Source organism: Bacillus infantis NRRL B-14911 (assembly GCF_000473245.1).
Taxonomy (GTDB): domain Bacteria; phylum Bacillota; class Bacilli; order Bacillales; family Cytobacillaceae; genus Bacillus_AB; species Bacillus_AB infantis.
In genome coordinates this window covers 2,691,579-2,713,321 of sequence record NC_022524.1, presented here as the reverse complement: position 1 = coordinate 2,713,321, position 21,743 = coordinate 2,691,579, and the positions used below count along the sequence as shown (strand labels likewise).

Here is a 21,743-nt window from a genome sequence, read left to right as displayed (position 1 = left end):
GTTACCAATGGGGGATATGATGGATATCAGACTTGCGGAAGTAACGGAAGAAAACTTCTTTGATGTAATCAATCTTAAATCAGATGAAGTGCAGGAAACACGAATCCAGATTTATGAAAGGTGGGTCGGATCGAATGCCTTTTTCCTTGGCGCCTGCCAGGTGTTTGGGTATACGCCAAGAGCTATTTACGATGGCAGCAATTTGATCGGGTTTGCTTCATATGGATTCAGGAAGGAAACAGAGTGGTATGAATTGGTCAGTTTAATGATCGGCCATCAGTATCAGGGCCAAGGATACAGCGGTCCCGTCCTGAAGGCCGTCATTGATGAGATGGCAGAGTCCATGGAGTGCAGTGAAATTTATATCACTGTGATCCATAACAATGACAAAGCGATAAAAATGTACGAAAAAGCCGGCTTCGTCCCAACCGGAGAGGTAGAGGAAGGGCATCATCCAGAGCCGGTTTATTGTTTGAAGCTGAAATAGCAGTAGTGACAGGCACCTATACCAGTTGGCTTACTGGTATAGGTGCCTGTCACCGTTTATAAAAGAGGGATATTGGCATCCTGGCATTCTTTCCTGATCCTGCTGTTCCAGACGGATGCCTGAACTTCGCCTATATGGGCTTTTTTTAGCAGGAACATGCATAATCTTGACTGGCCAATTCCTCCGCCGATTGTGAAAGGAAGCTTGCCGTCCAAGAGTGCCTTGTGGAAAGGAAGCTCAAGTCTTTCCTCATTTCCGCACTCCTTGAGCTGGCTTCTGAGTGATTTTTCATCAACCCGTATTCCCATGGATGAAATTTCAATGCTTCTGTTCAGCGGTGCGTACCAGAAGATCAGATCGCCATTGAGGTTCCAATCATCATAATCCGGGGAACGGCTGTCATGCTTGCTGCCTGAAAGCAGAGAGCCGCCGATATTCATGATGAAGACGGCACCAAGCTTTTCTGCTATCCTGTCTTCACGCTGTTTTGCAGGGAGATCGGGAAACATGTCTTCGAGTTGCTGTGACGTAATAAAGCTTATTTGTTCTGGCAAAACTGGCACCAAATGCGAGCAGGAATAGAAAAGCTTTTTTTCTGTTTCCTTTATGCTTTCATAAATGGAAACTACTTCAGCCTTAAGTGTCTGCTTGTTTCTTTTATTTTTCGGGATGACCTTTTCCCAATCCCATTGGTCTACATAAATGGAATGCAGCTGATCGAGCTCTTCGTCCTTTCTGATTGCCCGCATGTCGGTATACAAGCCTTCTCCTTCTGAAAAACCGTACCGGGCAAGGGCCATTCTTTTCCACTTTGCCAGTGACTGGACAACTTCTAAAGTTTCCGCGAGGTCTTTGGCCTCAATTGTGGCCATCCTCTCGACCCCATTAAGATTATCATTGATGCCGGTCCTGCTTTCAAGAAGCAGCGGCGCTGATACCTTTGTAAGGTTCAGCCTTTCAGAGAGCTCTTTCTCGAAGCAGTCTTTCACATTTTTCAATGCTTTTTCGGTGTCAATTAAATTCATTACAGGTGCATACAAATGAGGGACAGGCAGTCGGTTATTCATGACGGGCACCTCCGTTTTCACTTTTCTTGCCATGTATATAGGCCGCTTCATACTTTATGTCAGGAAATTTCATTTGTTCCTGTACCAATTTAATGAATGTCAGAGTATGATTTGTCAAAATGCAAGCATGTTTCCCGGCCAATTGGTAAAGCTATCCTTGATACTAAAAGACAAGAGAGGTGACCAGCATGTTTTACCATGTAAAAGAACTTCAATACAATGCAAAGCCTGAAAAACCGGATGCGGTCTATGCGAGAAAGCTGCAGGAAATCCTTGGCGGGCAATTCGGTGAAATCAGCGTTATGATCCAATACCTTTTCCAGGGATGGAATTGCCGGGCTGACCAAAAGTACCGCGATATGCTGCTTGATATCGGAACTGAGGAAATTGCACATGTCGAAATGCTTTCTACAATGATTGCGCAGCTGCTTGATAATGCGCCTGTTAAAGAACAGGAAGAAGCCGCACAGGATCCAATCATCAGGGCTGCAATGGGCGGAATGAACGTGCAGCACGCGATTGTTTCCGGTCTTGGTGCGAAGCCGGACGACAGCATGGGCTATCCTTGGACAGCCCGCTATACAGTGGCAAGCGGGAATCTGCTGGCTGACTTCCGCGCGAACCTTAATGCCGAATCACAAGGACGCCTTCAGGCGGTCCGTCTTTATGAAATGACAGAAGACCGCGGGGTCAGGGACATGCTGTCTTTCCTGATTGCCCGTGACACTATGCACCAAAACCAATGGCTCGCAGCAATCTCAGAGCTTGAAGCACGGGACGGCAAGGTTGTGCCTGGCACATTCAACCGCCAGCAGGAAAAGCAGGAAGTATCTTATTCGTTCATGAACTGCTCAAAAGGGACAGACAGTGCAGAAGGCCGATGGGCAAAAGGGCCGAGCATGGATGGACAGGGGCAGTTCGAATATATTGAAAACCCGGAGCCGATGGGGCAGATACCAATTTTGGCGCCAGGCCCGATTTATATTCATGGAACAATGCCGTCTGGACAGACACCGCCTCCATCCCAATTTTAATTACGCATAAAAGAGAAGATCCGCCCCTAATCACTGGCGGATCTTTTTTCGGCTCAGGTAAGTTCTTAACAAAATTAAAAATGTACCTTCAGCAGCTTTAGCTTGCGATCTATGACAACGTAAAAATAAGCGGCAGGACTTTTTGCAGGCTGGGATGATTTCATTTTCCTCATCAGTACCCTTAATGATTCTACAGCAGCAGGCAATATAGCTTCCTCGTCATTTCCCAACCCGTTTTTTTTAGCAGCAAGGAGTACTTTATTCCACAATTCTGCAGATGCTTCATCATCCTCCATAAGATAACGTGCCATGCAGGCAAAAGCATCAGGGATAGCTTTCATGGACATCCTCCTCATTAAGAGTCTCCATAAAACATATGCACTTCAAGAACAAATGTTCTTGTTTTTGGTCTTGTGCAAGTTATTGTTTGATTATTTTTCAGGATGAGTTATTCTAATTTCATCTGAATGGCCTGAACTTATAGGGAATTTCCTTTTCCTGAAGGGGAGGAAACAGAATTTAACGTTAATTAACTGATATGCTTTTTCGTCTTGGGAGGTATTATGGAGAACTGGATTAAAGATGTGATTGAACAATTCGGATATGCAGGAATTTTCCTGCTGATTGCGCTTGAGAACATTTTTCCCCCTATCCCGTCTGAAATTATATTGACATTTGGCGGCTTCATGACGGCACAAACAAATATTACTGTTATTGGAACGATTGCAGCGGCTACCCTTGGCTCGACAGTGGGCGCTGCTTTGCTATACGGGGCGGGCCTTTTACTGAGCCGAAACAGGTTTGAGAGAATGATAGACAGGTGGGGAGGCATACTCCGCCTGAAAAAGGCTGATTTAGATAAAGCTTTTGGATGGTTTGACCGCTACGGTTATTGGACAATTCTGATATGCCGGATGATCCCGCTGGTAAGAAGCCTGATTTCCATTCCTGCCGGGATGGCAAAAATGAACTTTCCGCTGTTTCTGCTATTTACAGTCATCGGCACATTGATCTGGAATACAATCCTTGTAAATATTGGAGCGGCCTTTGGTGATTCATGGGAAACGGCAGTGGGGTATCTGGATATGTATTCTAATGTGGTGTATATGCTGATTGCGGCGGCTGTTATTGGCGCAGCTTTCTTTTTGATCAGGCGCAGGAAGAAATAAACATTGTCTTTACTTTTGACAGTAACAAAGTTATGATGATTCTTAATTGGATATTGTGTGACTGCTAGGGGTGTCCGCACAGGCGGGCTGAGAGGAAAACCGATGTTTTTTAACCCTTTGGACCTGAACTGGATCATGCCAGCGTAGGAAAGTAGAATGAGCAACAGTACTTTTTTTATGTGTGCAAAAGCCTGGTCCTTCTTTCATATGGGGACCGGGCTTTTTTAGTGGGGATCAAAAGAGCAGTAATCTTAAAATTGATTGGAAGCCTATATCAGTTCCTTCTTGATAGATTCCTATACCAGCAGGAATTAACGGTAAAATGGCCGGCACTTCATTTTAAAAACTCTAAGCCAGGCCGTTAAAGGTCTAAACAGCCTTATATCCAAGATAAGTTAATACATAAAAGCACTGGGGGAGCCGGAGGAGTCCGGCTGAGAGTGGGCCTTTTTCGGCCCTGACCCTTATACCTGATCCGGGTTATGCCGGCGGAGGGAAGTGCGGGATTTTATGCTGCGGCTGGCAAAGAGCCGGCATGTTAACCCCTCCGCCTCCATTCCCTCAGTGCAAATTAGCATGGAGGGATTTTTGTATGGGTAAAACACAAAGATTAACTGCTGCTGCAATGATGGCTGCAGTGGGAACGCTGTCAGGCAGCATGCTGTATATTCCGCTTGGCTTTACAAAAGTATTCCCGGTCCAACATCTGCTGAATGTGCTGTCAGCCGTATTGCTTGGCCCTTATTACACCGTGGCACAGGCGTTATGTATATCGCTGCTCAGGAATCTAATGGGAACCGGCTCAGTATTTGCTTTTCCAGGGAGCATGGCAGGTGCGCTGCTTGCAGCGCTTCTCTACAGCAGGACAAAAAAGCTGTCGATGGCCTTTACTGGGGAAGTGATTGGCACCGGCATCATCGGTGCGCTCCTTTCATATCCGCTTGCCACCATGATCATGGGGCAGAAGGCCGCACTATTCGGCTTTATTCCGCTCTTTATCTTCAGTTCGACTGCCGGAGCCCTACTGGGAATCATTATTTTGGCCATTCTGAAGAAAAAACGGACACCGATTTTCGAACAGGTCAATTTAAAGGATGAGGAGAATGAAGATGGACGAAAGAAGAACAGAATCCAGCACGGATGAGATATTAATAGGATTGGAAGAAAAGCTTCCGCCGGGAAAAACCGTTTTATATGGGCTCCAGCACGTTTTTGTCTCGAATGTCTGGCTGGATCCCATCTTTGTGGCAGCTATGATCGGACTGCCATTTGCATTATCGGCTAATATGGTGAACAGCATCTTCATTGCAGCCGGTATTGTCACCTTTATACAGGCGACAAAGCTGGTCCGCCTGCCGATCATTCAGGGACCGTCAGCTGCATTTGATGCAATTATGATTTCAGCCGGCAAGGCGAATGGGCTTGCTGCAGCAACCGGGGGCATCCTGGTGAGTGCCGCCATTGTGTTCCTTTTATCAATAACCGGGGTGCTTGGGCGCTTGAGGGCCCTGTTCACACCAGTCATCTCCGGGACCGTCATTTTCTTAGTCGGGATCTCGCTTGCCGGGTTCACTTTGCATGAATTTCTGGGAGGCTCTCCGGGTGATGAAGGGTTTGCCAGTCCATCAACCCTGCTGCTGTCGATAACAACAGCTTTGATTGTCCTTGGCCTTTCTTTGTTCGGAAAAGGTCTTTGGAAGTCTTTTTCGTTTTTGATTGCTTTGATTGCAGGCGATGCACTTGCTTTTTCGCTGGGAAAAGCTGATTTTGCCATGATCAAGGAAAGTGCATGGTTTGGCCTTCCACAGTTGCTTCCGTATGGACTTACATTTGAATGGGCAGCCTTCCTGACCTTTTTCATTGCGTATCTTGTGGCTGTAATAGAGGCAATGGGCGTTTATCAGGCGTCCTCTGCGATGCTGAAAACGGAGCTGACAGCCAAAAGGATCCGCGGCGGTTTTGCGGGAGAGTCGGCGGGCTCTTTTGTGTCAGCGTTGATCGGCGGATTTCCGACGACAGCTTATGCGCAGAATGTCGGCCTGCTGCGTTTGACCGGGGTTGGCTCAAGATACCCGGTCATGGCTGCTGCTGTCATCTTCCTGGTGCTCGGGCTTGTGCCTAAAGCGGGCGCACTCCTGGCTCTGACGCCGGCCCCGGTTGTCGGCGGAATCTTCCTGCCGGCTGCCGCAACGCTGGTGTTCACAGGGATCTCGATTCTGGCAAAGGCGGAAGCTACTCAAATCAACTATATGATTGTCGGGCTTTCCATGCTGCTGGCCATATCACTGCCTTCATATGCTGTGAATGCGTCAGGAATAGCAGGGACATTCCTGACGAACAGCATCTTAATCGGAGCATTCACTAGCATCTTTCTTCAGCTGTCTTTAGTCAATCTCCCAAATCTGTTTAAGAAAGGAGCGGCAAGTGATGAAAAAAGAATCGATCAGTTTGATAGCGGAAATTAAAGATTTTATCGAAGCAGGGAAAGATTCTGATGAGAGGTTTGGCAGACTGGCGCTTAAACTTTTCAGCTATCAGTATGAGAATAACTTATTTTATAAAAACTTTTGCCAGGCTAAAAGGAAGACTCCCTTTACAGTGCACACATGGGAAGAAATTCCCCCTATGCCGGTTCATGGTTTTAAAGATCTGACACTAACCTGCGAACCGGCTGAAGAGGCGGAGGCAGTCTTTATGACCAGTGGGACGACCAATCCTGATGCTAAGGGTAAGAACTTTCATCCGGATTTATCCTTGTGGGATCTCTCCATGAAAGGCCCTTTCAAAAACTTTGTACTGCCTGACCGGGAAAAGATGGCCATTTTTGTACTGTCACCATCAGATGAGTATAACAAAAACTCTTCCCTTTCCCGCTACCTTACCAATGCTGTCTTTTATTACGGCAATGAGTACAGCCGCTTCTTTCACAATGGAGAAGGCCTTGACTTTCAGAGAGCAGCAGAGTCGCTCGGCATGATGTCAGAAAGGGGAGAACCTGTACTGATCATGGGGGCAACATATGCTTATGTTCATTTTTTTGATTTTTTGAAAGAAAATAATCAGTCATTTTTAATGCATGAGGGCAGCAGGATTTTTGATACCGGCGGGTTCAAAGGCCAGGCAAAGGAAATAAGCCCGGAAGAAATGGCTGAACATTATGTACGTTTCTTTGGAATAGAAAAGGATCTGCAGATAAACATGTACGGCATGACGGAGCTCAGCTCTCAGATCTATGACCAGAATATTCATTCAAGGTTTGCGGGAAAACAGGCAATAACCGATAAGAGCGGGCCGGTCTGGCTGAAGACGAGAGTGCTGGACCCAGCCACTTTTGAACCGGTAAAAGAAGGAGAGACGGGAGTGCTTGCCCACTATGACCTGGCGAACTGGAATTCCTGCCTGGCCGTCCTGACGGAAGATCTTGGTATGAAAACGGAGCATGGATTCAGGCTGCTCGGGAGAGTAAAGGGTTCTGAGGCAAGAGGCTGCTCCATTGCAGCCGACCAGCTTCTCTCAAAGGGCGGCCGGTAAGATGGCGGAAACAGTCGATATCTTCCATTTGCCGTCATCAATCAAGCCAGCTGTTGTAAAAGAGAAGATTTATAACGCGGAAGGAGAAACTTTCTCGCTTAGATATCCTGAACTCAGCGGCGAAGAAATGAAACATACAATTGAAGCTGTACTGGAAAAACGCAGCCAATACCTCAAAGATTTGCCGGTTTCAAGCATAGTCAGCACAATTGATGAAGCAGTCCGGCTATGGCTGAATCCTGACTATCATCTGAGAGAATTGGCGGAGAAGCTCCTTCCTGCCGTCACCGGCTATGACAGTGAAATGATCCGGCTGGAGCTGAAAAGGTATATGAGGACATTCCGAAAAAAAGAGCTCTTGCGCTTCCTGGAAGAAGAATTTGATTCTCCGGGAATGCTGGATGAATTCCGGCCAAGAAAGTCCGGCGGGCTCAGCCGGGCTTATGGGCCAGATCTGATTTTTCATGTGTTTTCAGGCAATGTTCCTGGTGTCCAGCTATGGAGCCTGATCATGGGGTTTCTCATGAAATCTGCACACCTTGGAAAAACTTCTTTTTCTGAGCCCGTCCTGCCGGTTTTATTTCTGAAATCCCTGGCAGAAATAGATGAAAATCTTGCAGAGGCCGCAGCGGTTCTTCCATGGCATGGCGGGAATTCCGAAATGGAAGCGCCGGCTCTTGAATCAGCCGAAGCTGTTATTGTATATGGATCAGACAAAACAGTGAATAGCATTAAAAAGAGGCTTCCTGAAGGGAAGTGCCTTCTGGCATACGGGCATAAAATCAGCATCAGCATGATCGGAAAAGAAGCTTTGACTCCTGATCTGTATGCGAGGACAGCCCGCAGGCTTGCGGAAGACATTTGCATCTATGACCAGCAGGGCTGTCTCTCTCCGCAATCCGTTTACATAGAAGAAGGAGGGACGGTTGAGCCCCGGCGTTTCGCCCAGCTGCTCGGCTCAGAGCTTGCCCGGTACGAAAAAAAGCGGCGCCGGTCCGTCCTGTCAGAAGAAGAGCACCTGTCAATCCAAAGAACAAGGGGAAAATATGAACTGGAAAAACTGAAAGGCAGCAGAACCGCAGTTTATAAAGATGGAATGAATACAGGCTGGACAGTGGTTTTTCAGGAAGGAAGCGGTTTTGAAGCATCTCCCTTAAATAGATTTGTTCATATTTTTTCTGTCCAGGAACTTGAAGGATGCATAGGCAATCTTCAGCCCTATAAAAAGTATATGCAGTCATGCGGGCTGGCGGTCCTGCCTGATAGACTAATGGATATAAGCGCCAAACTCGGTGAGGCCGGAATCAGCAGAATCTGCCCGGTCGGGGAGATGAACAGGGCAAAGCCGGGCTGGCATCATGACGGAAGCTTCAATCTGCTGTCGCTTGCAAGAGTCATAGATATTGAAAGAAATGCAGAAGAAGATATGGAACGCTATGATCCGGATGTTGAATAGGAGGGGAAATCATGCTTGTAAAAAACAAAGTGGTCCTTGTTACCGGTGCGAGCAGGGGAATCGGCAGAGCAATTAGCAGGAAGATGGGTTCGGAGGGAGCTTTAGTCATCCTTAACTATCTTTCCAGCAGGGAGGCCGCCGAGTCGGCCGCAAAGGAAATAAGGGAGTCGGGCGGCCACGCTGCTGCCATGCAGGCAGATGTGACTGATGAAGAGGAGGTCAAAAGGATGATGAACGATATTATCGAGAGTTATGGGGGCATCGATGCGGTCATTAATAATGCCTTAAGCCATTATTCTTTTAATCCCAAGGAACGCAAGGCAGCCTGGGAGCTTGAGTGGGACGACTATAACCGTCAGTGGGAAGGAAGTGTCCGCGGCGCTTATAATGTATGCAGGGCAGCCATTCCCTATATGAAAGAGCAGATGAGCGGTAATATTGTAAATATTGTGAGCAACCTTGTAAGTTTTCCAGTGATTCCCTATCACGACTATACAACCGCCAAGTCAGGCTTGCTCGGGTTTACCAGGAATCTCGCGAAGGAGCTTGGCTGTTTTGGAATCACCGTCAATGCAGTTGCCCCAGGGCTGACCTATCCGACCGATTCGAGCGCCGGGACAAAGGAGGATGTAAGGAACAGTATTATTGAACTCACTCCGATGCAGCGCCTTGCAGCACCGGAGGATATTGCAGATGCTGCCCTTTATTTCGCATCCCCGCTCTCAAGCTTTGTGACAGGGCAGTGCCTGTATGTCGATGGCGGCCTGGTCATGGGCGGGTGAAACTTTTTCATATCTTGTCCGTATAATAGTTAGAGGACATATAATCAAGATCTTGTTAGAAAGAGGGGAAATCTATGATTCCGATCCTGCTGACTATTATACTCGTTATAAGTCTGCCTTTTTCTATATCAATTTTAATGAAAAAAAGAAAAGAAGCAGGCGTTACCGGCTTCAAAAGTGCCCTTACCTCGATCTGCTTTTTCCTGATTGCCATAGTCAATCTTATTTCGTACTGGATGGGCTGGCTTGGGATTTTCAACTGGATGATGGCCCTTATCCTGCTGCTGGCCGGAGCCTATTTCACAAAATATCTGCAGCCGGCGGGAACCGGGAATTAGCAGGGGGGAAGGTATATGGAATGGAAGAAATATTCACGATTGGCCCCGTGGGCACTGCTTGCGAGTATAGGCATGCTCTTGTATGCTCCTTTCCGCAGCTTTGCCATACTGCCAATATTGGTTATGTGGGTTGTCTATTATTTGTGGATTTATGTTGAGAATAAGAACAGTCATTAGCAATAGTCTGCAGCAGCAGGCTTTTTTGCTTATAAATGAGGGCTGTTGATTTCCGTTCCAGGCACTTCGCTTTCCGCGGGGCGGCGCTGAGCCTCCTCTTCGCTTCGCTCATGCGGGGTCTCAGCCCTGCCGCTGCCTCCCGCAGGAGTCTGAGTGCCCTCCACTCCAATCAACAGGCTGCTATAATTTGATTGGGAAGAGCTATCCATAAATGGTAAAAGCTTTTACAGCCAGCATCCTGCCCTTCCTTTCTACAGGAGATTTTCTAACAATTACATTTTTTCCGCCCGCTGATGCTTTGTTTGGCTTATAATTATCCTTGTGACTTTTATTACCAAGGAGTACCATCATGAATCAGACTTTTACAGTAAAAGAAAAAATCAAACAGATCCTCATATTATTGATTCCCATCTTGATTACGCAGCTTGGGATGTTTTCAATGGTTTTCTTTAATACCATTATGTCCGGTAAATACAGTGCTTCCGATCTTGCAGGGGTTGCTATTGGGTCATCGATTTGGAATCCTGTTTTTACAGGGCTGAGCGGAATTCTCCTGGCTGTTTCGCCGATCGCGGCGCAGCGGTTTGGCGAGAAAAAGCATGGAGAAGTAGCGGCAGTTGTCAAGAACGGCATGTATCTGGCAATCATGATTGCACTGGCTGTCATTGCGGCGGGTTTTTTCCTGATAGGACCCATCTTGGACCGGATGGATCTGGAGAGCGGTGTTGAACAGACGGCAAGAGGTTATTTGATTGGATTAAGCTTTGGAATCATTCCTCTTTTCTTATTCAATGTTCTGCGCTCGTTCATTTATGCTCTCGGGAAGACACGGGTCGTTATGGTCATTCTTCTCTGTGCGCTTCCTGTTAACTTCTTCCTGAACTTTGTCCTGATCTTTGGATTCTGGGGCTTTCCTGAGCTTGGCGGGGCAGGGGGAGGCTATGCTACTGCTGCCACCTATTGGGTAATACTAGCGCTGACGATTTTCATTATCAGGACACAGCAGCCGTTTGCAGTGTATAAGGTGTTTTCCAATTTGGAAGACTTCTCATGGTCCCAATGCAAGGAAATCTTAAAAATCGGTGTTCCGATGGGTCTGTCGATCTTTTTTGAAACAAGCATGTTTGCGGTGGTGACGATTCTGTTAAGCCGTTTCAGTGTGGAGACGCTTGCCTCCTATCAGTCGGCACTCAATATCGTTTCCTTCCTTTATATGATTCCGATCAGCATTTCGATGGCACAGACTGTGCTGGTCGGCTATGAGGTGGGGGCAAAGAGGAATAGAGATGCAAAGGCGTACAGCTGGATCGGCATTTATTTGTCGGTTGTCATTGCACTTGTCACTGGCCTTCTTGTTGTCCTTTTCCGCTATCAGGTTGCAGGCTTTTACTCCAATGATGCAGCAGTAATATCCCTGACGGCACATTTCCTGATTTATGCTTTGTTCTTCCAGATTTCAGATGCCATCCAGGCAACTGCCCAGGCAGCGCTAAGAGGCTATAAGGATGTTAATCTTGCATTCATCATCACGCTTATTGCCTATTGGCTGATCTGCCTGCCGCTCGGATATGGGCTGGCCCATTATACCAGCCTCGGTGCCCCGGGATATTGGATCGGACTTACCGCCGGTCTTTTGGCAGCGGGCATATGCCTGTCAGCAAGGCTGATTTATATCCAAAAGAAAAAATTCGCTCCGGCCGAAGGGGTATAATTGGAGGAAATGACATGATGATCCGAAAGCTTGTACCAGAGGATGGAGAAGCTTTTGCCGAGCTTATTAAAGATGTGGAAAATGAATCGTCATATATGCTGTATGGGCCAGGGGAACGGAATGTTTCCGCAGACATTCAAAAAAAGATGATCGAGGCGCTTTCCAGCCGGGATAATGCCGCCATTTTCGCAGCTGAAGAAGACGGCCGTCTGGCGGGGTATTTAATTGTCAATGGCGGAATGGCCGGCAGGGTGCGCCACTCTGCTGCCCTCGTTATAGGCATTAAAAAAGACTTTCGGGGTCAAGGAATCGGCTACAGTCTTTTTCAGAAGCTTGACAGCTGGGCCAAGGAAGCCAGCCTGTACAGATTGGAGCTTTCAGTGGTCAGTGAAAATGAAAATGCGCTTGCGTTATATAAAAAAGCAGGATTCGAAGTTGAAGGTGTTAAGAAAAACTCCTTACTCATAGATGGGAACTATCATGATGAATATATAATGGCAAAGCTTTTAAAATAAGTTCTGGCAAGAACCTGTCTTTTCAGCAGGTTCTTATTTAATTTGTCCTGAATAAGGAATTTATAATTTTTGCCTCCAATCCTGGGTAAATGTCTATTCAACGAGGCCTTCTCTGACATATTCTAGACTGAAACCTATACGATGAGGGGGCTTTGACATCATTGTTGCTGCCCCTCATATGGAAAAAAAAGATAGAATATGAGAGGAGAAGGCATGATGAATCAACAGCAGTTTATGTATCGCCCTGAAGCAGCAGCTTCTCATGGAGATTTGAGCCGCTTTGGCTTTGGCCGTCCAGGCTTTGGCAGATTCGGCTTCGGCCGCCCGTTTGGATTCGGGTTTGGCCGTCCGTTTGGATTTGGGTTCGGACGTCCATTTGGCTTTGGGTTCGGTTTCCCATTCCTGGGAGGGTTAGCAGGAGGCCTGCTATTGGGAAGCGCCCTCGCCGGACCGTATGGATACGGCTATCCTTACCCTTATCCGCCTTACCCATACTATTATTAAAAATGGTTTAAGGCGGGACGGCGGAAAAGCAGCCCGCCTTTCTTACATAAAATATAAATATGACAGGAATTTCAGAGAGGCTGGAGAATAATATACTTGTGAGTAAAGAGGGGCAATCCATGAAAACACTAATATCAAAGCTTAATTTCAATCAGTTATCAGACAGGCAGATTGGGGATCTTCTTTATAAAAATATCGCGGATGATAAAAAATCGGGAGAATGCATATTCGTCCTGGGAAGCAGCAAGGCTGCTGAATACAGACTGCCAAAGGCGCTCGAGCTGTATAACAGCGGCAGGGCAGGCAAGCTGCTTTTTTCCGGCGGCGTAGTCTGGGCACCGTCCCGGCTATGCGAGGCAGAACTTTTAAAAGAGAAAGCTCTGGCACTTGGTATCCCGGCAGCAGATATTTTAATAGAAAATCAATCTCTCCACACAAAGGAAAATGTGCTTGCTTCACTGCTGGTCCTTGACCGGGAGTTCAATCTCCACAAAATAAAAAGGATATTGGTTGTGACAGCTTCCTGCCATATAAGAAGGGCATATCTGGCCATGAAAACCTATATGCCGGACTGGATAGAATACTCGCTTTGCCCTGTGGACGACATCCATACAATAGAAGGGAACTGGCAGCTTTCAGAAGCAGGCAGGCTGAGGGCAAAGAGGGAAGCGGAAAAACTGATCTACTATGTTAAACAAGGAATCATCATAGACACTGAGGTTGAGATTTCAGATTCTTAAAGAGAGGAAATGAAAATGAGGCAGATCATCGCAATGGGAGGAGGAGGATTTTCCATGGAACCTGAAAACCTCCTTCTTGATCAATATATCATTGGGCAGTCGCAAAATAAGAAACCAAAAATATGCTTTCTGCCAACGGCAAGCGGAGACCAGCAAAACTATATAGACCGATTTTATGAAGCATTCGAAAAAATGGAGTGCATACCGGCCCATCTGTCGCTGTTTGAGCCAAACTTCAATGATGCTGAAGAATTTTTGCTTGGACAGGATATCATCTACGTTGGAGGCGGGAATACCCGCAATATGATGATTCTTTGGAAAGAATGGGGACTGGATAAGCTTCTGTTGAAATGCTATCAAAAAGCAATCATTTTGGCCGGCATAAGCGCAGGAAGCATCTGCTGGTTTGAAGAAGGCCTTACAGATCCTCTTAACGGACCGCTGTATCCCATTAAAGGTTTGGGCATCCTAAAAGGCAGCCATTGCCCGCACTATGACGGGGAGAATAAGAGAAAGCCAGCTTACAGAAAATATATCAGGGAAGCGCTCATGAAGCCGGGCTATGCGGCAGATGATGGGGCTGCACTTCATTTTGTGGATGGGTCGCTTTATCAAACGGTCTGCTCCAGAAGGAATGCCAGCGCTTATTATGTAGAAGTCAATGATAACAAAGCTGAAGAAACAAGACTCGATTGCATTTATCTGGCAGACCTTTCCTATACATGAGTGGTATCTTTTGATGGCCGTCATGCATTGAATGGGCCATGATCTATACATGAGTGGCTTCTTTTGAGGGTTGTCATGCATCGACTGGCTCTCTTCCTATCTATCAGAGTGACTCAGTGCAAATAGGATATACTATTGTTTGAACCCTGCAGTATCAAATAAAATCGCCCGCTTCCTATTTGGAAACGGGCGATTTACTGTTATCGTGATTCAGGGAAAATTCTTTGCACTGTTTCGGAAAATTGATCAAATAATCCTCTTACAGGGTTACCATTCTGAATATCATCCCTATATCCGCGCATGCGTTCCATGAAATCAGGATTGCTTGAAACAAAAACTTCATTGATATTTTGATCTGCTGCCTGAACCTGATCGGAAACCTTCTTTTTCATTTCATCATTTACATCAGCATTTTCCCCATTTGCGAGCTTTACAGCTGCATATGCCTTGCTTCCGGCTGTAATGACTACCGCCTTATCAACTTCTTTCATGGCTTCAACTTTCTGCTGGGCATCTTCTGAATTGCGAAGATCATTCTGATCGCTGCCATTCTGTTCATTGCCGTTCTGCCCATTATCTTCCAGTCCATTGTTATACTGCTTGTTGTTATTTTGTTCGTCGTCCATTAAGTTATTGTCATTGTCAGTTGCATCGCTGTCGGTGACATTTCTCATGGATAATGTGCCGGATTGGCCGTCATTTCCATCCTGGCTGCCCTGGTTGGATGAGGCACAGCCGGTAATCAGCACAGACGCAGCAGCGCCTATTAAAAGCCATCTTAACTTTTTCATTCTAATACCTCCTAATTAATATTCATGAGTAATTTTTCCAAATACATAAATGTTATACACTTTTTTAGGTCAATGTTAAATGGGCTTTACATAATGTAAAGTCTTCTATACAATTGACTTAATTGATGTTAAGTTGACTTAACAAAGAGACGGTGAATGAGGTGCTTTATGGAAATTGGCAATTGTGTCAAAGAGCTGCGTGCCAGAAACAGCTGGACACAGGAAAAGCTGGCCCAGGCTTCAGGTGTGACGAGGCAAACAATCGCAGCGCTTGAAAAAGGGGATTATATCCCGTCCCTGCTGCTTGCCCTGAAGATATGCGAGGCATTCCAGCTGAAGATGGAAGAAGTATTTTGGCTATTAAAGGAGGAAGAGAAATGAAAACGAATCGGACAATCTTATTAAATTTTGTTTTATATGCGTTATTTGCCTGGGCTATGATAGCAATGTACGATGCCCAGACCCAGTTTGCAGAGGTGCTGCGGAACCCTGAGCCGCCCTGGTCATTGACGATTAATATCACACCGGTTGCCGTTTTTTTGCTGATAGGGGGTTTGATCAGCTGGTTCCTTTACAGCAAGAACAAGAAAAAGCGGTCAAGTATCGGTGCTCTGCTTCTCCTGCCGCCTGAGTTCGAGGAACAGGATGAACGGGAAAAAATGATGACTGCCAGAGCCTGCAGAAGCTCCTATATCTCCCTGTATTTTGCGGTGCCGTTTACTGCAGCCCTTATGCTTTTTTATCCAGTGCTCGAGGATAAGATCCCTTTCTACCCCATCCTGATCATTCTGCTGATCCCGGCCATCCAGATGCTTTCTTATTATCTGTCGATACGAAAAAATCTGTGAAAAATAGCAAGGCAGCTGCGAATATCCTGCAGCTGCTATTTTTTTTTGCAAAACTTTGAGATTTTTTTACCATAGTTTCCGTTATTATAGAAGAATCGGAAAAAAGGGCAGGAAGGAACGGGAGGTACATATGGAAGAGGAAGCATTTTGGATAAAGCAGGTGCTGGCCGGAAACAAGCAGGCTTACGGGCACATCATCAATAAATACAAAAACCCTTTGTACGCAACGATACTGAGGATGACAAAAAACCCGCAGGATGCCCAGGATCTGGTCCAGGAGGCATTTATCAAAATTTACAATCAGCTTGGCAAGTATGACCAGAAAGGGGCCTTCTCAAGCTGGCTTTACCGGGTGGCAGTGAATCACTGCATGGATGAATTCAGGAAGAAAAGCTCCCAAATCAAGCAGGCGGAAATAAACGAGGCCTCTGCCGTCAACACTAAGCACCCGGAAGTGATTCTTCTGAAAAAAGAGAAAAATAGGCAGGTGGAAAAGCTGATCAGCACACTGCCGGAGGATGAAAGGATTATTATACTCCTTCGCTATGCCAATGAATTGCCATATGAGGAAATTGCAGAAACGACAGGCATGCCCTTATCCATGGTCCGGAACAAGCTTCACAGGGCCAAAAAGAAAATGAGGGAAACAGTCAAAAAACAGGGAGGCTATTATAATGAATTGTCCAACGGCGGATAAAATCTCTCAATATACCGATCAGCTTTTAACCGAAAAGGAACAGTCTGAACTGAAAGGCCATATCGCAGGCTGTCCGTCTTGTGCTGAAGTTGCTGGTTTATTTGAACATGAAGCTGAATTCATGAAAGAAACCCTGCAGATGCCAAAGCTTCCCGACGATTTTGCAGATGTCATCATTGGGCAGCTTGAATCATACAGACCAAAAAGAAAGTTTGTCTCAGGGAAACGGATGGCCGCAGCGGCAGCCGGACTGCTGCTGGCTGCAGGAATCAGCACGGTCCCTGGCTTTGCAGACTGGGTCGGCGGGCTATTTTCCTCCAATGAGGTGGATGACGGTCTGAGGCTGGCATCTCAAGAGGGAATGGCGACCCGGGTGGATATTGCTGCAACAGATCAGAACACAACGTTCAAAATAGAGGATGTAGTCGCGGATACATCAAGAATTGCGCTTTCTTTTAAAGTATTGGATTCAAACGGCAAACCGCTTGATACCAGTATCAATATGGATGACACAGAAAACAGGATCGCAGCCTATGATCAAGATGGTAAAGAAATCGATGGCTACGGAATGCGCTGGACAGAGGGATCTGAGTATGGATTAATAGAATTTTCGCTGAGGGATCGGACCGGTCTAGAAGAGGTCTTGATTAAAGTCGATCTTAAGGAGCTGAACGGTAAGCAGGGGAACTGGAATGTTGAAGTGCCTGTTGACCTGAAGGAAAGGCAAAAATATACAAGCAGGCTTGCGCTCGACCAGCATAGCGCCGCTTTCAATGGTGTTTCAATTGATCTAAAAGAAGTGCAATTTGCTCCTTCTTCAAACGAGCTGATCTATGAGACATCATTCACGAAAAAGGAAAAAGCCGACGTGGAAACTAGGATTAAAGAGCTTGAAGAACAGTTTGGCAAAGAAAATGTAGGGATGTTCTCTGGATTCGGAACGGCGATTCAATATCATATTGTGGATGAAAAAAATGAAGCCGTTTATAAGCACAATACCTTCGCTGAGGGGCAGGGCCATCCCAGCGATACAAGCTGGATATCAGGGTCTAGCAAAGATCTGGATGAACTTGGGGCAGTACGCTGGAATGAATCATTTATCCCGCAGAAAAATAAAAGCAGTTATACTCTTGTACTCGATGGCGTAATCAAAACCCTGCCAGCCGATTTTTCTATAAAAATTAAACCGGATGATCTCCGGAAGAAACCAGTCAGCTTTGAATACGAAGGCAATCATATAACAATTAAAAAAGCAAAGAAGAAAAATGATTACTCGCTGCGTAAGTCACTGCTGCCAATTCAAAAGGAATCCTATTTCGAAATTGAGATGGAGGGCGGCAAGGAAGTACCTTCCGCTGATTTTGGGTCATGGGTGATGAGGGATGAAGAAGGAAATGTCTATCCCCTGTATCATAGTGGTTCCATATTAAACGAAAAAGACAAAAATGGGCGCTTCAAAACTTCTCTCAATCTCAAAGCTTATGATCTGGAGAAAGAGCCGGAAGAACTGACATTGCATCTCATATCTAGCACGCGTTATTATCCAGTAGATAAAGAGTGGAAGGTGCCGTTATTTAGATAAACAGAATGAAAAGCAGGCTTTCAGCAGCCTGTTTTTCTTTTGGGAAGATTTTGGGAAAAATTGCAACTTTCTGCTTGCCAAAACGTATATAAAGTATCTTGATTTGTATATGTGGCGATAGGGGGATTTTCATGAAAGAAAGCAGTAAAAAGAGATTTCATTGGATTCGCCCGCTTCTATGGGGAGCCGGGGCAGTTATCGTCATTTTGACGATGCTTTATTTTGATAAAGAAAAGGTTTATAAGGAAGAAAAGCCGCCGATGCCGGTGATCACAGTTGGAGATACAGAGGTGCAGGCAATCATGGGTTCTTACCGGTGGAATGACGGACTGGTGGAGAGAGAGATGAAGGATATTACCAAATCTCTGAAAAATCAGCATGTATACGAGAATGAGGAAATGAAGGTCGAATTTCCCGATGAAACTGGCAGCCCTGTTTTTATAGGAAAAAGCACTCTGATGCCTAACGGAAAAAAATTCCCGGATATATTGCCGAGTATAATGGGAGAAAACGGCTTAATCAGTGAAGGTGAGGGAATTAAAACAGCAGTTCTACAGGCATATTGGAAGGATGGAAGAACGGCTGAGTATTATCTTCCTATTAAAGTTGAAAAACAGCCACAGATAAAACCTTATTTTCCAAGGTCTAAAGGCCAGTATTCCATTGTGGTAACAGAAAAAGAGGCCACGCTGGAAAAAGATCTGGAGTTAAGAGGGAAGTTATTAAAGCAGTATCCCTCTGCACTTATAACAGTAGGGGCGTATACAGATTTACAAAGAGCAGAAGAAGAGCTATCGGAATTAAATATTAAAGAAGTACCTTCCTATATATTATTGGACGAGGAAGGAGAAGTATTCCGCAGCAAAGATATCGGGTTAATGGAAAAATATATAGATGAAAATGTACTTCCTCAAGCAACCAGCCAGGAAGGTATTGTAACCGAAGTCAACCGTGAACTGGGCTTTATAAAAATAGATGGGGTTCCGTTTTGGATTGATAAGGGAGCAAAGTATCATACAGGCCAGAAACTTGCATTTAATGCGAGATATCCAGAAGACGGTCAATTATGGTTTCCAATTCTGGAAGAAGTCAGGGTTCTCGAGGAACAGGATAAAATCTTTTATGGCAGTAATTGGATGTCGAATGAAAGTGGTAAACTGTCCATACTTGCTATTGGAAATAAATCAAAAGAGAAAATGGAATCTTTGAAAAAAGAGGGAATTAAAACTGTTGTGAAGACTTCAGCTGAAAACTCTATTAAAATGGAGAACGGAAAAGAGCTGAACGATTTTACAATTTTTGTTTTTAACGAAAAAGAGCTTATTTTTCAGACAGATGCTTATGATGAATTGCTTAAATTTCTATACTCTAAAGAGAACTTAGATACACTAATGAGTATCACCCAATAATGAAGGTATTTAGGAGCGGTAAAATGAAAATGGTTGTTATGAAAAGAAAAGTCCAGCAAGCCTACCAAAATAAAATGCTGTCCAAAAAGAAAAGCAGAAAGCAGACTTTTGAAGCGGTTGTGTTACTTTTGGGGGTTGTCCTCCTTTTTTCAATAAGCGGACCGCTTCAACAGGAAACCGGCAAGGCTTATAGAATGAAAGGTGAGCAGGTAAGCACATGGAGTATGCCCGCTTCCGAAATCCAACATAAAGTTAGGGAGTTTGAAGGTTTTAAAGGCATTGCCATTTATACACATCCCAAACCGGTTAAATATATTATAAAAACTTCTTTTAATTAGAAGCTGCATCAGCAGCAAGGATGATTGAAGAAGCACAAGCATAATTAGTGCAGCAAATGATGAGGCACATAAAGAAGTCTACCAAATTGTTGTCCGGGGAAAGGAAAATGAGATTTTAGAAAGTAAGGAATATCCCTGATTAGGGAGTCATGAGTCACCCTGATGGAGTGTGAAACTAGTCAGAGTGACTTAAAAGGAGAATATGAGTCACTCTGAAGGGGGAAAAGCTGGTTTGAGTGCCTCAAGAGGAGAATATGAGTCACTCTGATGGTGTGGAAAGCCGGTTAGAGTGTCTCAAGAGGAGAATATGAGTCACTCTGATGGTGGGAAAAGCCGGTTAGAGTGTCTCAAGAGGAGAATATGAGTCACTCTGATGGGGGAAAAGCTGGTTAGAGTGATTCAAGAGGAGAATATGAGTCACTCTGATGGGGGAAAAGCTGGTTAGAGTGACTCAAAATAAAGATATGAGTCACTCTTCCGGTCGGATAACCCGTTCAGAGTGCCTCAAGAGGAGAAAAATGAGTCACTCAAACAAAAAAGAAAGTCAAGAAGGCGCCTGAAATAAGGAGGAAGCAATAAATGAAGCTTAGAAAACTCATCCAGAGAAAATTGACTGCTTCGTTTGCTGTCTCAGCAGCGGTCTCCATATTGTTTGCTTTTTTTGCTGTCAATGATTCTGAACCTGCCTCTGGACTTGGAACCGCCTTTCTTGGCTGGCTGCTTTTATTTATGCTGTATGCAGGAGCGATTGTCTTTTTTTACGGGAACCTTGTTTCGTTTCTGCTTGAAGTTTTGCAGAAACGGGTAGCTGTCCTTAGGAAAGACTGGCTTTATATCTTTCTCCACGGGCTTTTCGGATTGGCAAACGGGCTGCTTTTTCAGAATACGATTGCAGCATTATATGGTATGGGAGCCGCTCTTTTATACGCATTACTGGACAGGCGGATTTTCAGGAGAGAAGGCAGCATCTTATTTATAGTACTTCCGCTTTTATGCGCCGGTTTGCTTTGGGGTTATCTTTTACTGATATCAGATCCTCAGCCCCCTTTCTGAGACGGAAGCGCTAGGGTTTGCTTCAATGGGAGAAGGATCCATGACTGACCGCTTCCCCGAGAGAGAAGGAAAATGAGAAGGAGAGATTAAAGGATATCAGGTGGTAAAAGAAACGTCAGCAGAAAAAATAGGGAAAGAAAAATTCATTATTTCATATAAAGATCATGGGGAAAAGACGGTAAGTTCGGCTCATGGTATATTTCGAATGAAGTTGGCCGCCAATTTTACTGGCAAAGGAGTTGGAACAGAGGAGCGGCAATACTATAAAGAGGAGGGCAGGCCATAATTTTGCAAAGCTTGGACCATATATAAAAGGAAAGCAAATTTGCTTTCCTTTTTTTAAATGAAAAGAGGGCTGATCTAAAAAGCTTATTGCTGCCGTTCTACACTCCGCTATAAATCTCATCCATCGGCCTGGCCAGCATCATATTCAGTTCCTGGATTGCCTTGAAGATTTGTTCTTCTGCCTGCAGATATGAAGCGGTTTTAGGATTTTGCATCAGACCGGATTCCAGCACCTGCAGTTTCTGGATATCAGCAGGACTCAGATTTTCTCCCCGGATCTGCTTTTCCTGCAGCAAGTGGTGGATGCTGCGGAAATCCTCGATCAGCTGCCTTGCTGCCGGGTCGGCATTGATTTCTGCTGCCAGCTTCCTCAACAGCTGATACTCCCTGCTTCCGCGAATAATGGTTTCCAATGCAGGCCCCTGCTCTAATAAAGCTTTCATTATTTCCCCTCCATTAGCCTAGATCATACAGCGTATGTACATATGAAAAAAAAAGTTCGA

Annotated in this window: 26 protein-coding genes and 2 riboswitches; of the genes, 22 read left to right on the top strand and 4 right to left on the bottom strand. The window is 45.4% G+C overall.

Translation table 11 applies throughout. The features are described from left to right. The first annotated feature begins 16 nt into the window (after positions 1–16). Positions 17–487 (top strand): GNAT family N-acetyltransferase, encoded by a 471-nt coding sequence (locus N288_RS13750; RefSeq protein WP_232217696.1) that lies wholly within the window; start codon positions 17–19, stop codon positions 485–487. Between the two features lie 56 nt (positions 488–543). Here N288_RS13750 and asnA read toward each other — a convergent pair whose 3' ends face one another. Beyond that, entirely contained in the window at positions 544–1,527 is a 984-nt protein-coding gene (gene asnA, locus N288_RS13745; RefSeq protein WP_219620051.1) for an aspartate--ammonia ligase, read from the bottom strand. 215 nt (positions 1,528–1,742) lie between these two features. Between asnA and N288_RS13740 the strand changes: the two genes are divergently transcribed. Then, positions 1,743–2,588, top strand: coding sequence for a manganese catalase (locus N288_RS13740; RefSeq protein ID WP_009793277.1), 846 nt, complete (start codon positions 1,743–1,745; stop codon positions 2,586–2,588). 74 nt (positions 2,589–2,662) lie between these two features. Here N288_RS13740 and N288_RS13735 read toward each other — a convergent pair whose 3' ends face one another. Next, entirely contained in the window at positions 2,663–2,929 is a 267-nt protein-coding gene (locus tag N288_RS13735) for a hypothetical protein (protein WP_022544003.1), read from the bottom strand. A gap of 222 nt (positions 2,930–3,151) precedes the next feature. On the opposite strand from N288_RS13735, the gene N288_RS13730 reads away from it, so the two are divergent. From N288_RS13730 to N288_RS13670, 13 genes are all read left to right on the top strand, one after another. Further along, positions 3,152–3,757 (top strand): DedA family protein, encoded by a 606-nt coding sequence (locus N288_RS13730; protein WP_009793279.1) that lies wholly within the window; start codon positions 3,152–3,154, stop codon positions 3,755–3,757. Between the two features lie 56 nt (positions 3,758–3,813). Then, positions 3,814–3,924: riboswitch (TPP riboswitch) on the top strand. A 236-nt stretch (positions 3,925–4,160) separates the two neighbouring features. Continuing rightward, a riboswitch (TPP riboswitch) is annotated at positions 4,161–4,271 on the top strand. A 78-nt stretch (positions 4,272–4,349) separates the two neighbouring features. Further along, entirely contained in the window at positions 4,350–4,901 is a 552-nt protein-coding gene (thiW, locus tag N288_RS13725; RefSeq protein ID WP_009793281.1) for an energy coupling factor transporter S component ThiW, read from the top strand. Further along, on the top strand, positions 4,867–6,222 hold the full coding sequence (locus N288_RS13720) for a solute carrier family 23 protein (RefSeq protein ID WP_022544002.1): 1,356 nt from the start codon (positions 4,867–4,869) through the stop codon (positions 6,220–6,222). The genes thiW and N288_RS13720 overlap by 35 nt, the downstream gene beginning before the upstream one ends. Then, entirely contained in the window at positions 6,185–7,288 is a 1,104-nt protein-coding gene (locus N288_RS13715) for a LuxE/PaaK family acyltransferase (RefSeq protein WP_009793283.1), read from the top strand. The genes N288_RS13720 and N288_RS13715 overlap by 38 nt, the downstream gene beginning before the upstream one ends. Beyond that, the gene (locus tag N288_RS13710; protein ID WP_232217695.1) at positions 7,251–8,744 is read left to right on the top strand and encodes an acyl-CoA reductase; all 1,494 of its coding nucleotides are present in this window, start codon (positions 7,251–7,253) and stop codon (positions 8,742–8,744) included. The genes N288_RS13715 and N288_RS13710 overlap by 38 nt, the downstream gene beginning before the upstream one ends. A gap of 11 nt (positions 8,745–8,755) precedes the next feature. Continuing rightward, positions 8,756–9,526, top strand: a complete 771-nt coding sequence (locus tag N288_RS13705; protein ID WP_009793285.1) for a 3-oxoacyl-ACP reductase — start codon at positions 8,756–8,758, stop codon at positions 9,524–9,526. A 74-nt stretch (positions 9,527–9,600) separates the two neighbouring features. Continuing rightward, the gene (locus N288_RS13700) at positions 9,601–9,864 is read left to right on the top strand and encodes a hypothetical protein (protein ID WP_009793286.1); all 264 of its coding nucleotides are present in this window, start codon (positions 9,601–9,603) and stop codon (positions 9,862–9,864) included. Between the two features lie 15 nt (positions 9,865–9,879). Beyond that, positions 9,880–10,041, top strand: a complete 162-nt coding sequence (locus N288_RS25410; RefSeq protein ID WP_022544001.1) for a hypothetical protein — start codon at positions 9,880–9,882, stop codon at positions 10,039–10,041. Positions 10,042–10,390: 349 nt separating this feature from the next. Next, on the top strand, positions 10,391–11,752 hold the full coding sequence (locus N288_RS13690; protein ID WP_009793289.1) for an MATE family efflux transporter: 1,362 nt from the start codon (positions 10,391–10,393) through the stop codon (positions 11,750–11,752). A 14-nt stretch (positions 11,753–11,766) separates the two neighbouring features. Continuing rightward, positions 11,767–12,267: a GNAT family N-acetyltransferase gene (locus N288_RS13685; RefSeq protein ID WP_009793290.1), complete on the top strand. Its 501-nt coding sequence runs from the start codon at positions 11,767–11,769 to the stop codon at positions 12,265–12,267. Between the two features lie 234 nt (positions 12,268–12,501). Further along, positions 12,502–12,771 (top strand): hypothetical protein, encoded by a 270-nt coding sequence (locus tag N288_RS13680; protein ID WP_050767296.1) that lies wholly within the window; start codon positions 12,502–12,504, stop codon positions 12,769–12,771. 119 nt (positions 12,772–12,890) lie between these two features. Next, positions 12,891–13,511, top strand: a complete 621-nt coding sequence (locus tag N288_RS13675; RefSeq protein ID WP_022543999.1) for a YdcF family protein — start codon at positions 12,891–12,893, stop codon at positions 13,509–13,511. Between the two features lie 15 nt (positions 13,512–13,526). Then, positions 13,527–14,237, top strand: coding sequence for a Type 1 glutamine amidotransferase-like domain-containing protein (locus N288_RS13670; RefSeq protein WP_035402266.1), 711 nt, complete (start codon positions 13,527–13,529; stop codon positions 14,235–14,237). Between the two features lie 200 nt (positions 14,238–14,437). Here N288_RS13670 and N288_RS13665 read toward each other — a convergent pair whose 3' ends face one another. Then, positions 14,438–15,028: a YhcN/YlaJ family sporulation lipoprotein gene (locus N288_RS13665; protein ID WP_009793294.1), complete on the bottom strand. Its 591-nt coding sequence runs from the start codon at positions 15,026–15,028 to the stop codon at positions 14,438–14,440. Between the two features lie 168 nt (positions 15,029–15,196). Here N288_RS13665 and N288_RS13660 point away from each other — a divergent pair, with 168 nt between their 5' ends. From N288_RS13660 to N288_RS13630, 7 genes are all read left to right on the top strand, one after another. Further along, positions 15,197–15,409 carry a helix-turn-helix transcriptional regulator gene (locus N288_RS13660; protein ID WP_009793295.1) on the top strand — a complete coding sequence of 71 codons (213 nt, stop codon included), beginning with the start codon at positions 15,197–15,199 and terminating at the stop codon, positions 15,407–15,409. Beyond that, complete coding sequence (locus tag N288_RS13655) at positions 15,406–15,876, top strand: hypothetical protein (protein ID WP_009793296.1); 471 nt, start codon at positions 15,406–15,408, stop codon at positions 15,874–15,876. The genes N288_RS13660 and N288_RS13655 overlap by 4 nt, the downstream gene beginning before the upstream one ends. A gap of 130 nt (positions 15,877–16,006) precedes the next feature. Next, a complete protein-coding gene (locus N288_RS13650; RefSeq protein WP_022543997.1) occupies positions 16,007–16,573 on the top strand; it encodes an RNA polymerase sigma factor in 567 nt (188 codons plus the stop codon). Then, the gene (locus tag N288_RS13645) at positions 16,551–18,155 is read left to right on the top strand and encodes a DUF4179 domain-containing protein (RefSeq protein WP_009793299.1); all 1,605 of its coding nucleotides are present in this window, start codon (positions 16,551–16,553) and stop codon (positions 18,153–18,155) included. The genes N288_RS13650 and N288_RS13645 overlap by 23 nt, the downstream gene beginning before the upstream one ends. A gap of 206 nt (positions 18,156–18,361) precedes the next feature. Continuing rightward, positions 18,362–19,564 (top strand): hypothetical protein, encoded by a 1,203-nt coding sequence (locus N288_RS13640; protein WP_198018079.1) that lies wholly within the window; start codon positions 18,362–18,364, stop codon positions 19,562–19,564. 23 nt (positions 19,565–19,587) lie between these two features. Further along, complete coding sequence (locus tag N288_RS13635; RefSeq protein ID WP_022543996.1) at positions 19,588–19,902, top strand: hypothetical protein; 315 nt, start codon at positions 19,588–19,590, stop codon at positions 19,900–19,902. A 579-nt stretch (positions 19,903–20,481) separates the two neighbouring features. After that, positions 20,482–20,955: a hypothetical protein gene (locus N288_RS13630; RefSeq protein ID WP_009793303.1), complete on the top strand. Its 474-nt coding sequence runs from the start codon at positions 20,482–20,484 to the stop codon at positions 20,953–20,955. A gap of 383 nt (positions 20,956–21,338) precedes the next feature. Here the strand turns inward: N288_RS13630 and N288_RS13620 are convergent, their stop codons facing one another. After that, positions 21,339–21,683 carry a YlbF family regulator gene (locus N288_RS13620; protein WP_009793305.1) on the bottom strand — a complete coding sequence of 115 codons (345 nt, stop codon included), beginning with the start codon at positions 21,681–21,683 and terminating at the stop codon, positions 21,339–21,341. Positions 21,684–21,743: the final 60 nt, after the last annotated feature.

What these genes read in the sequence shown, in the direction of transcription:
- N288_RS13750 (WP_232217696.1), top strand. Translation starts at nt 17, where the DNA reads ATGATGGATATCAGACTTGCGGAAGTAACGGAAGAAAACTTCTTTGAT.
- N288_RS13740 (WP_009793277.1), top strand. Translation starts at nt 1,743, where the DNA reads ATGTTTTACCATGTAAAAGAACTTCAATACAATGCAAAGCCTGAAAAA.
- N288_RS13735 (WP_022544003.1), bottom strand. Translation starts at nt 2,929, where the DNA reads ATGAAAGCTATCCCTGATGCTTTTGCCTGCATGGCACGTTATCTTATG.
- N288_RS13730 (WP_009793279.1), top strand. Translation starts at nt 3,152, where the DNA reads ATGGAGAACTGGATTAAAGATGTGATTGAACAATTCGGATATGCAGGA.
- thiW (WP_009793281.1), top strand. Translation starts at nt 4,350, where the DNA reads ATGGGTAAAACACAAAGATTAACTGCTGCTGCAATGATGGCTGCAGTG.
- N288_RS13720 (WP_022544002.1), top strand. Translation starts at nt 4,867, where the DNA reads ATGGACGAAAGAAGAACAGAATCCAGCACGGATGAGATATTAATAGGA.
- N288_RS13715 (WP_009793283.1), top strand. Translation starts at nt 6,185, where the DNA reads ATGAAAAAAGAATCGATCAGTTTGATAGCGGAAATTAAAGATTTTATC.
- N288_RS13705 (WP_009793285.1), top strand. Translation starts at nt 8,756, where the DNA reads ATGCTTGTAAAAAACAAAGTGGTCCTTGTTACCGGTGCGAGCAGGGGA.
- N288_RS13700 (WP_009793286.1), top strand. Translation starts at nt 9,601, where the DNA reads ATGATTCCGATCCTGCTGACTATTATACTCGTTATAAGTCTGCCTTTT.
- N288_RS25410 (WP_022544001.1), top strand. Translation starts at nt 9,880, where the DNA reads ATGGAATGGAAGAAATATTCACGATTGGCCCCGTGGGCACTGCTTGCG.
- N288_RS13690 (WP_009793289.1), top strand. Translation starts at nt 10,391, where the DNA reads ATGAATCAGACTTTTACAGTAAAAGAAAAAATCAAACAGATCCTCATA.
- N288_RS13685 (WP_009793290.1), top strand. Translation starts at nt 11,767, where the DNA reads ATGATGATCCGAAAGCTTGTACCAGAGGATGGAGAAGCTTTTGCCGAG.
- N288_RS13680 (WP_050767296.1), top strand. Translation starts at nt 12,502, where the DNA reads ATGTATCGCCCTGAAGCAGCAGCTTCTCATGGAGATTTGAGCCGCTTT.
- N288_RS13675 (WP_022543999.1), top strand. Translation starts at nt 12,891, where the DNA reads ATGAAAACACTAATATCAAAGCTTAATTTCAATCAGTTATCAGACAGG.
- N288_RS13670 (WP_035402266.1), top strand. Translation starts at nt 13,527, where the DNA reads ATGAGGCAGATCATCGCAATGGGAGGAGGAGGATTTTCCATGGAACCT.
- N288_RS13665 (WP_009793294.1), bottom strand. Translation starts at nt 15,028, where the DNA reads ATGAAAAAGTTAAGATGGCTTTTAATAGGCGCTGCTGCGTCTGTGCTG.
- N288_RS13660 (WP_009793295.1), top strand. Translation starts at nt 15,197, where the DNA reads ATGGAAATTGGCAATTGTGTCAAAGAGCTGCGTGCCAGAAACAGCTGG.
- N288_RS13655 (WP_009793296.1), top strand. Translation starts at nt 15,406, where the DNA reads ATGAAAACGAATCGGACAATCTTATTAAATTTTGTTTTATATGCGTTA.
- N288_RS13650 (WP_022543997.1), top strand. Translation starts at nt 16,007, where the DNA reads ATGGAAGAGGAAGCATTTTGGATAAAGCAGGTGCTGGCCGGAAACAAG.
- N288_RS13645 (WP_009793299.1), top strand. Translation starts at nt 16,551, where the DNA reads ATGAATTGTCCAACGGCGGATAAAATCTCTCAATATACCGATCAGCTT.
- N288_RS13635 (WP_022543996.1), top strand. Translation starts at nt 19,588, where the DNA reads ATGAAAATGGTTGTTATGAAAAGAAAAGTCCAGCAAGCCTACCAAAAT.
- N288_RS13630 (WP_009793303.1), top strand. Translation starts at nt 20,482, where the DNA reads ATGAAGCTTAGAAAACTCATCCAGAGAAAATTGACTGCTTCGTTTGCT.
- N288_RS13620 (WP_009793305.1), bottom strand. Translation starts at nt 21,683, where the DNA reads ATGAAAGCTTTATTAGAGCAGGGGCCTGCATTGGAAACCATTATTCGC.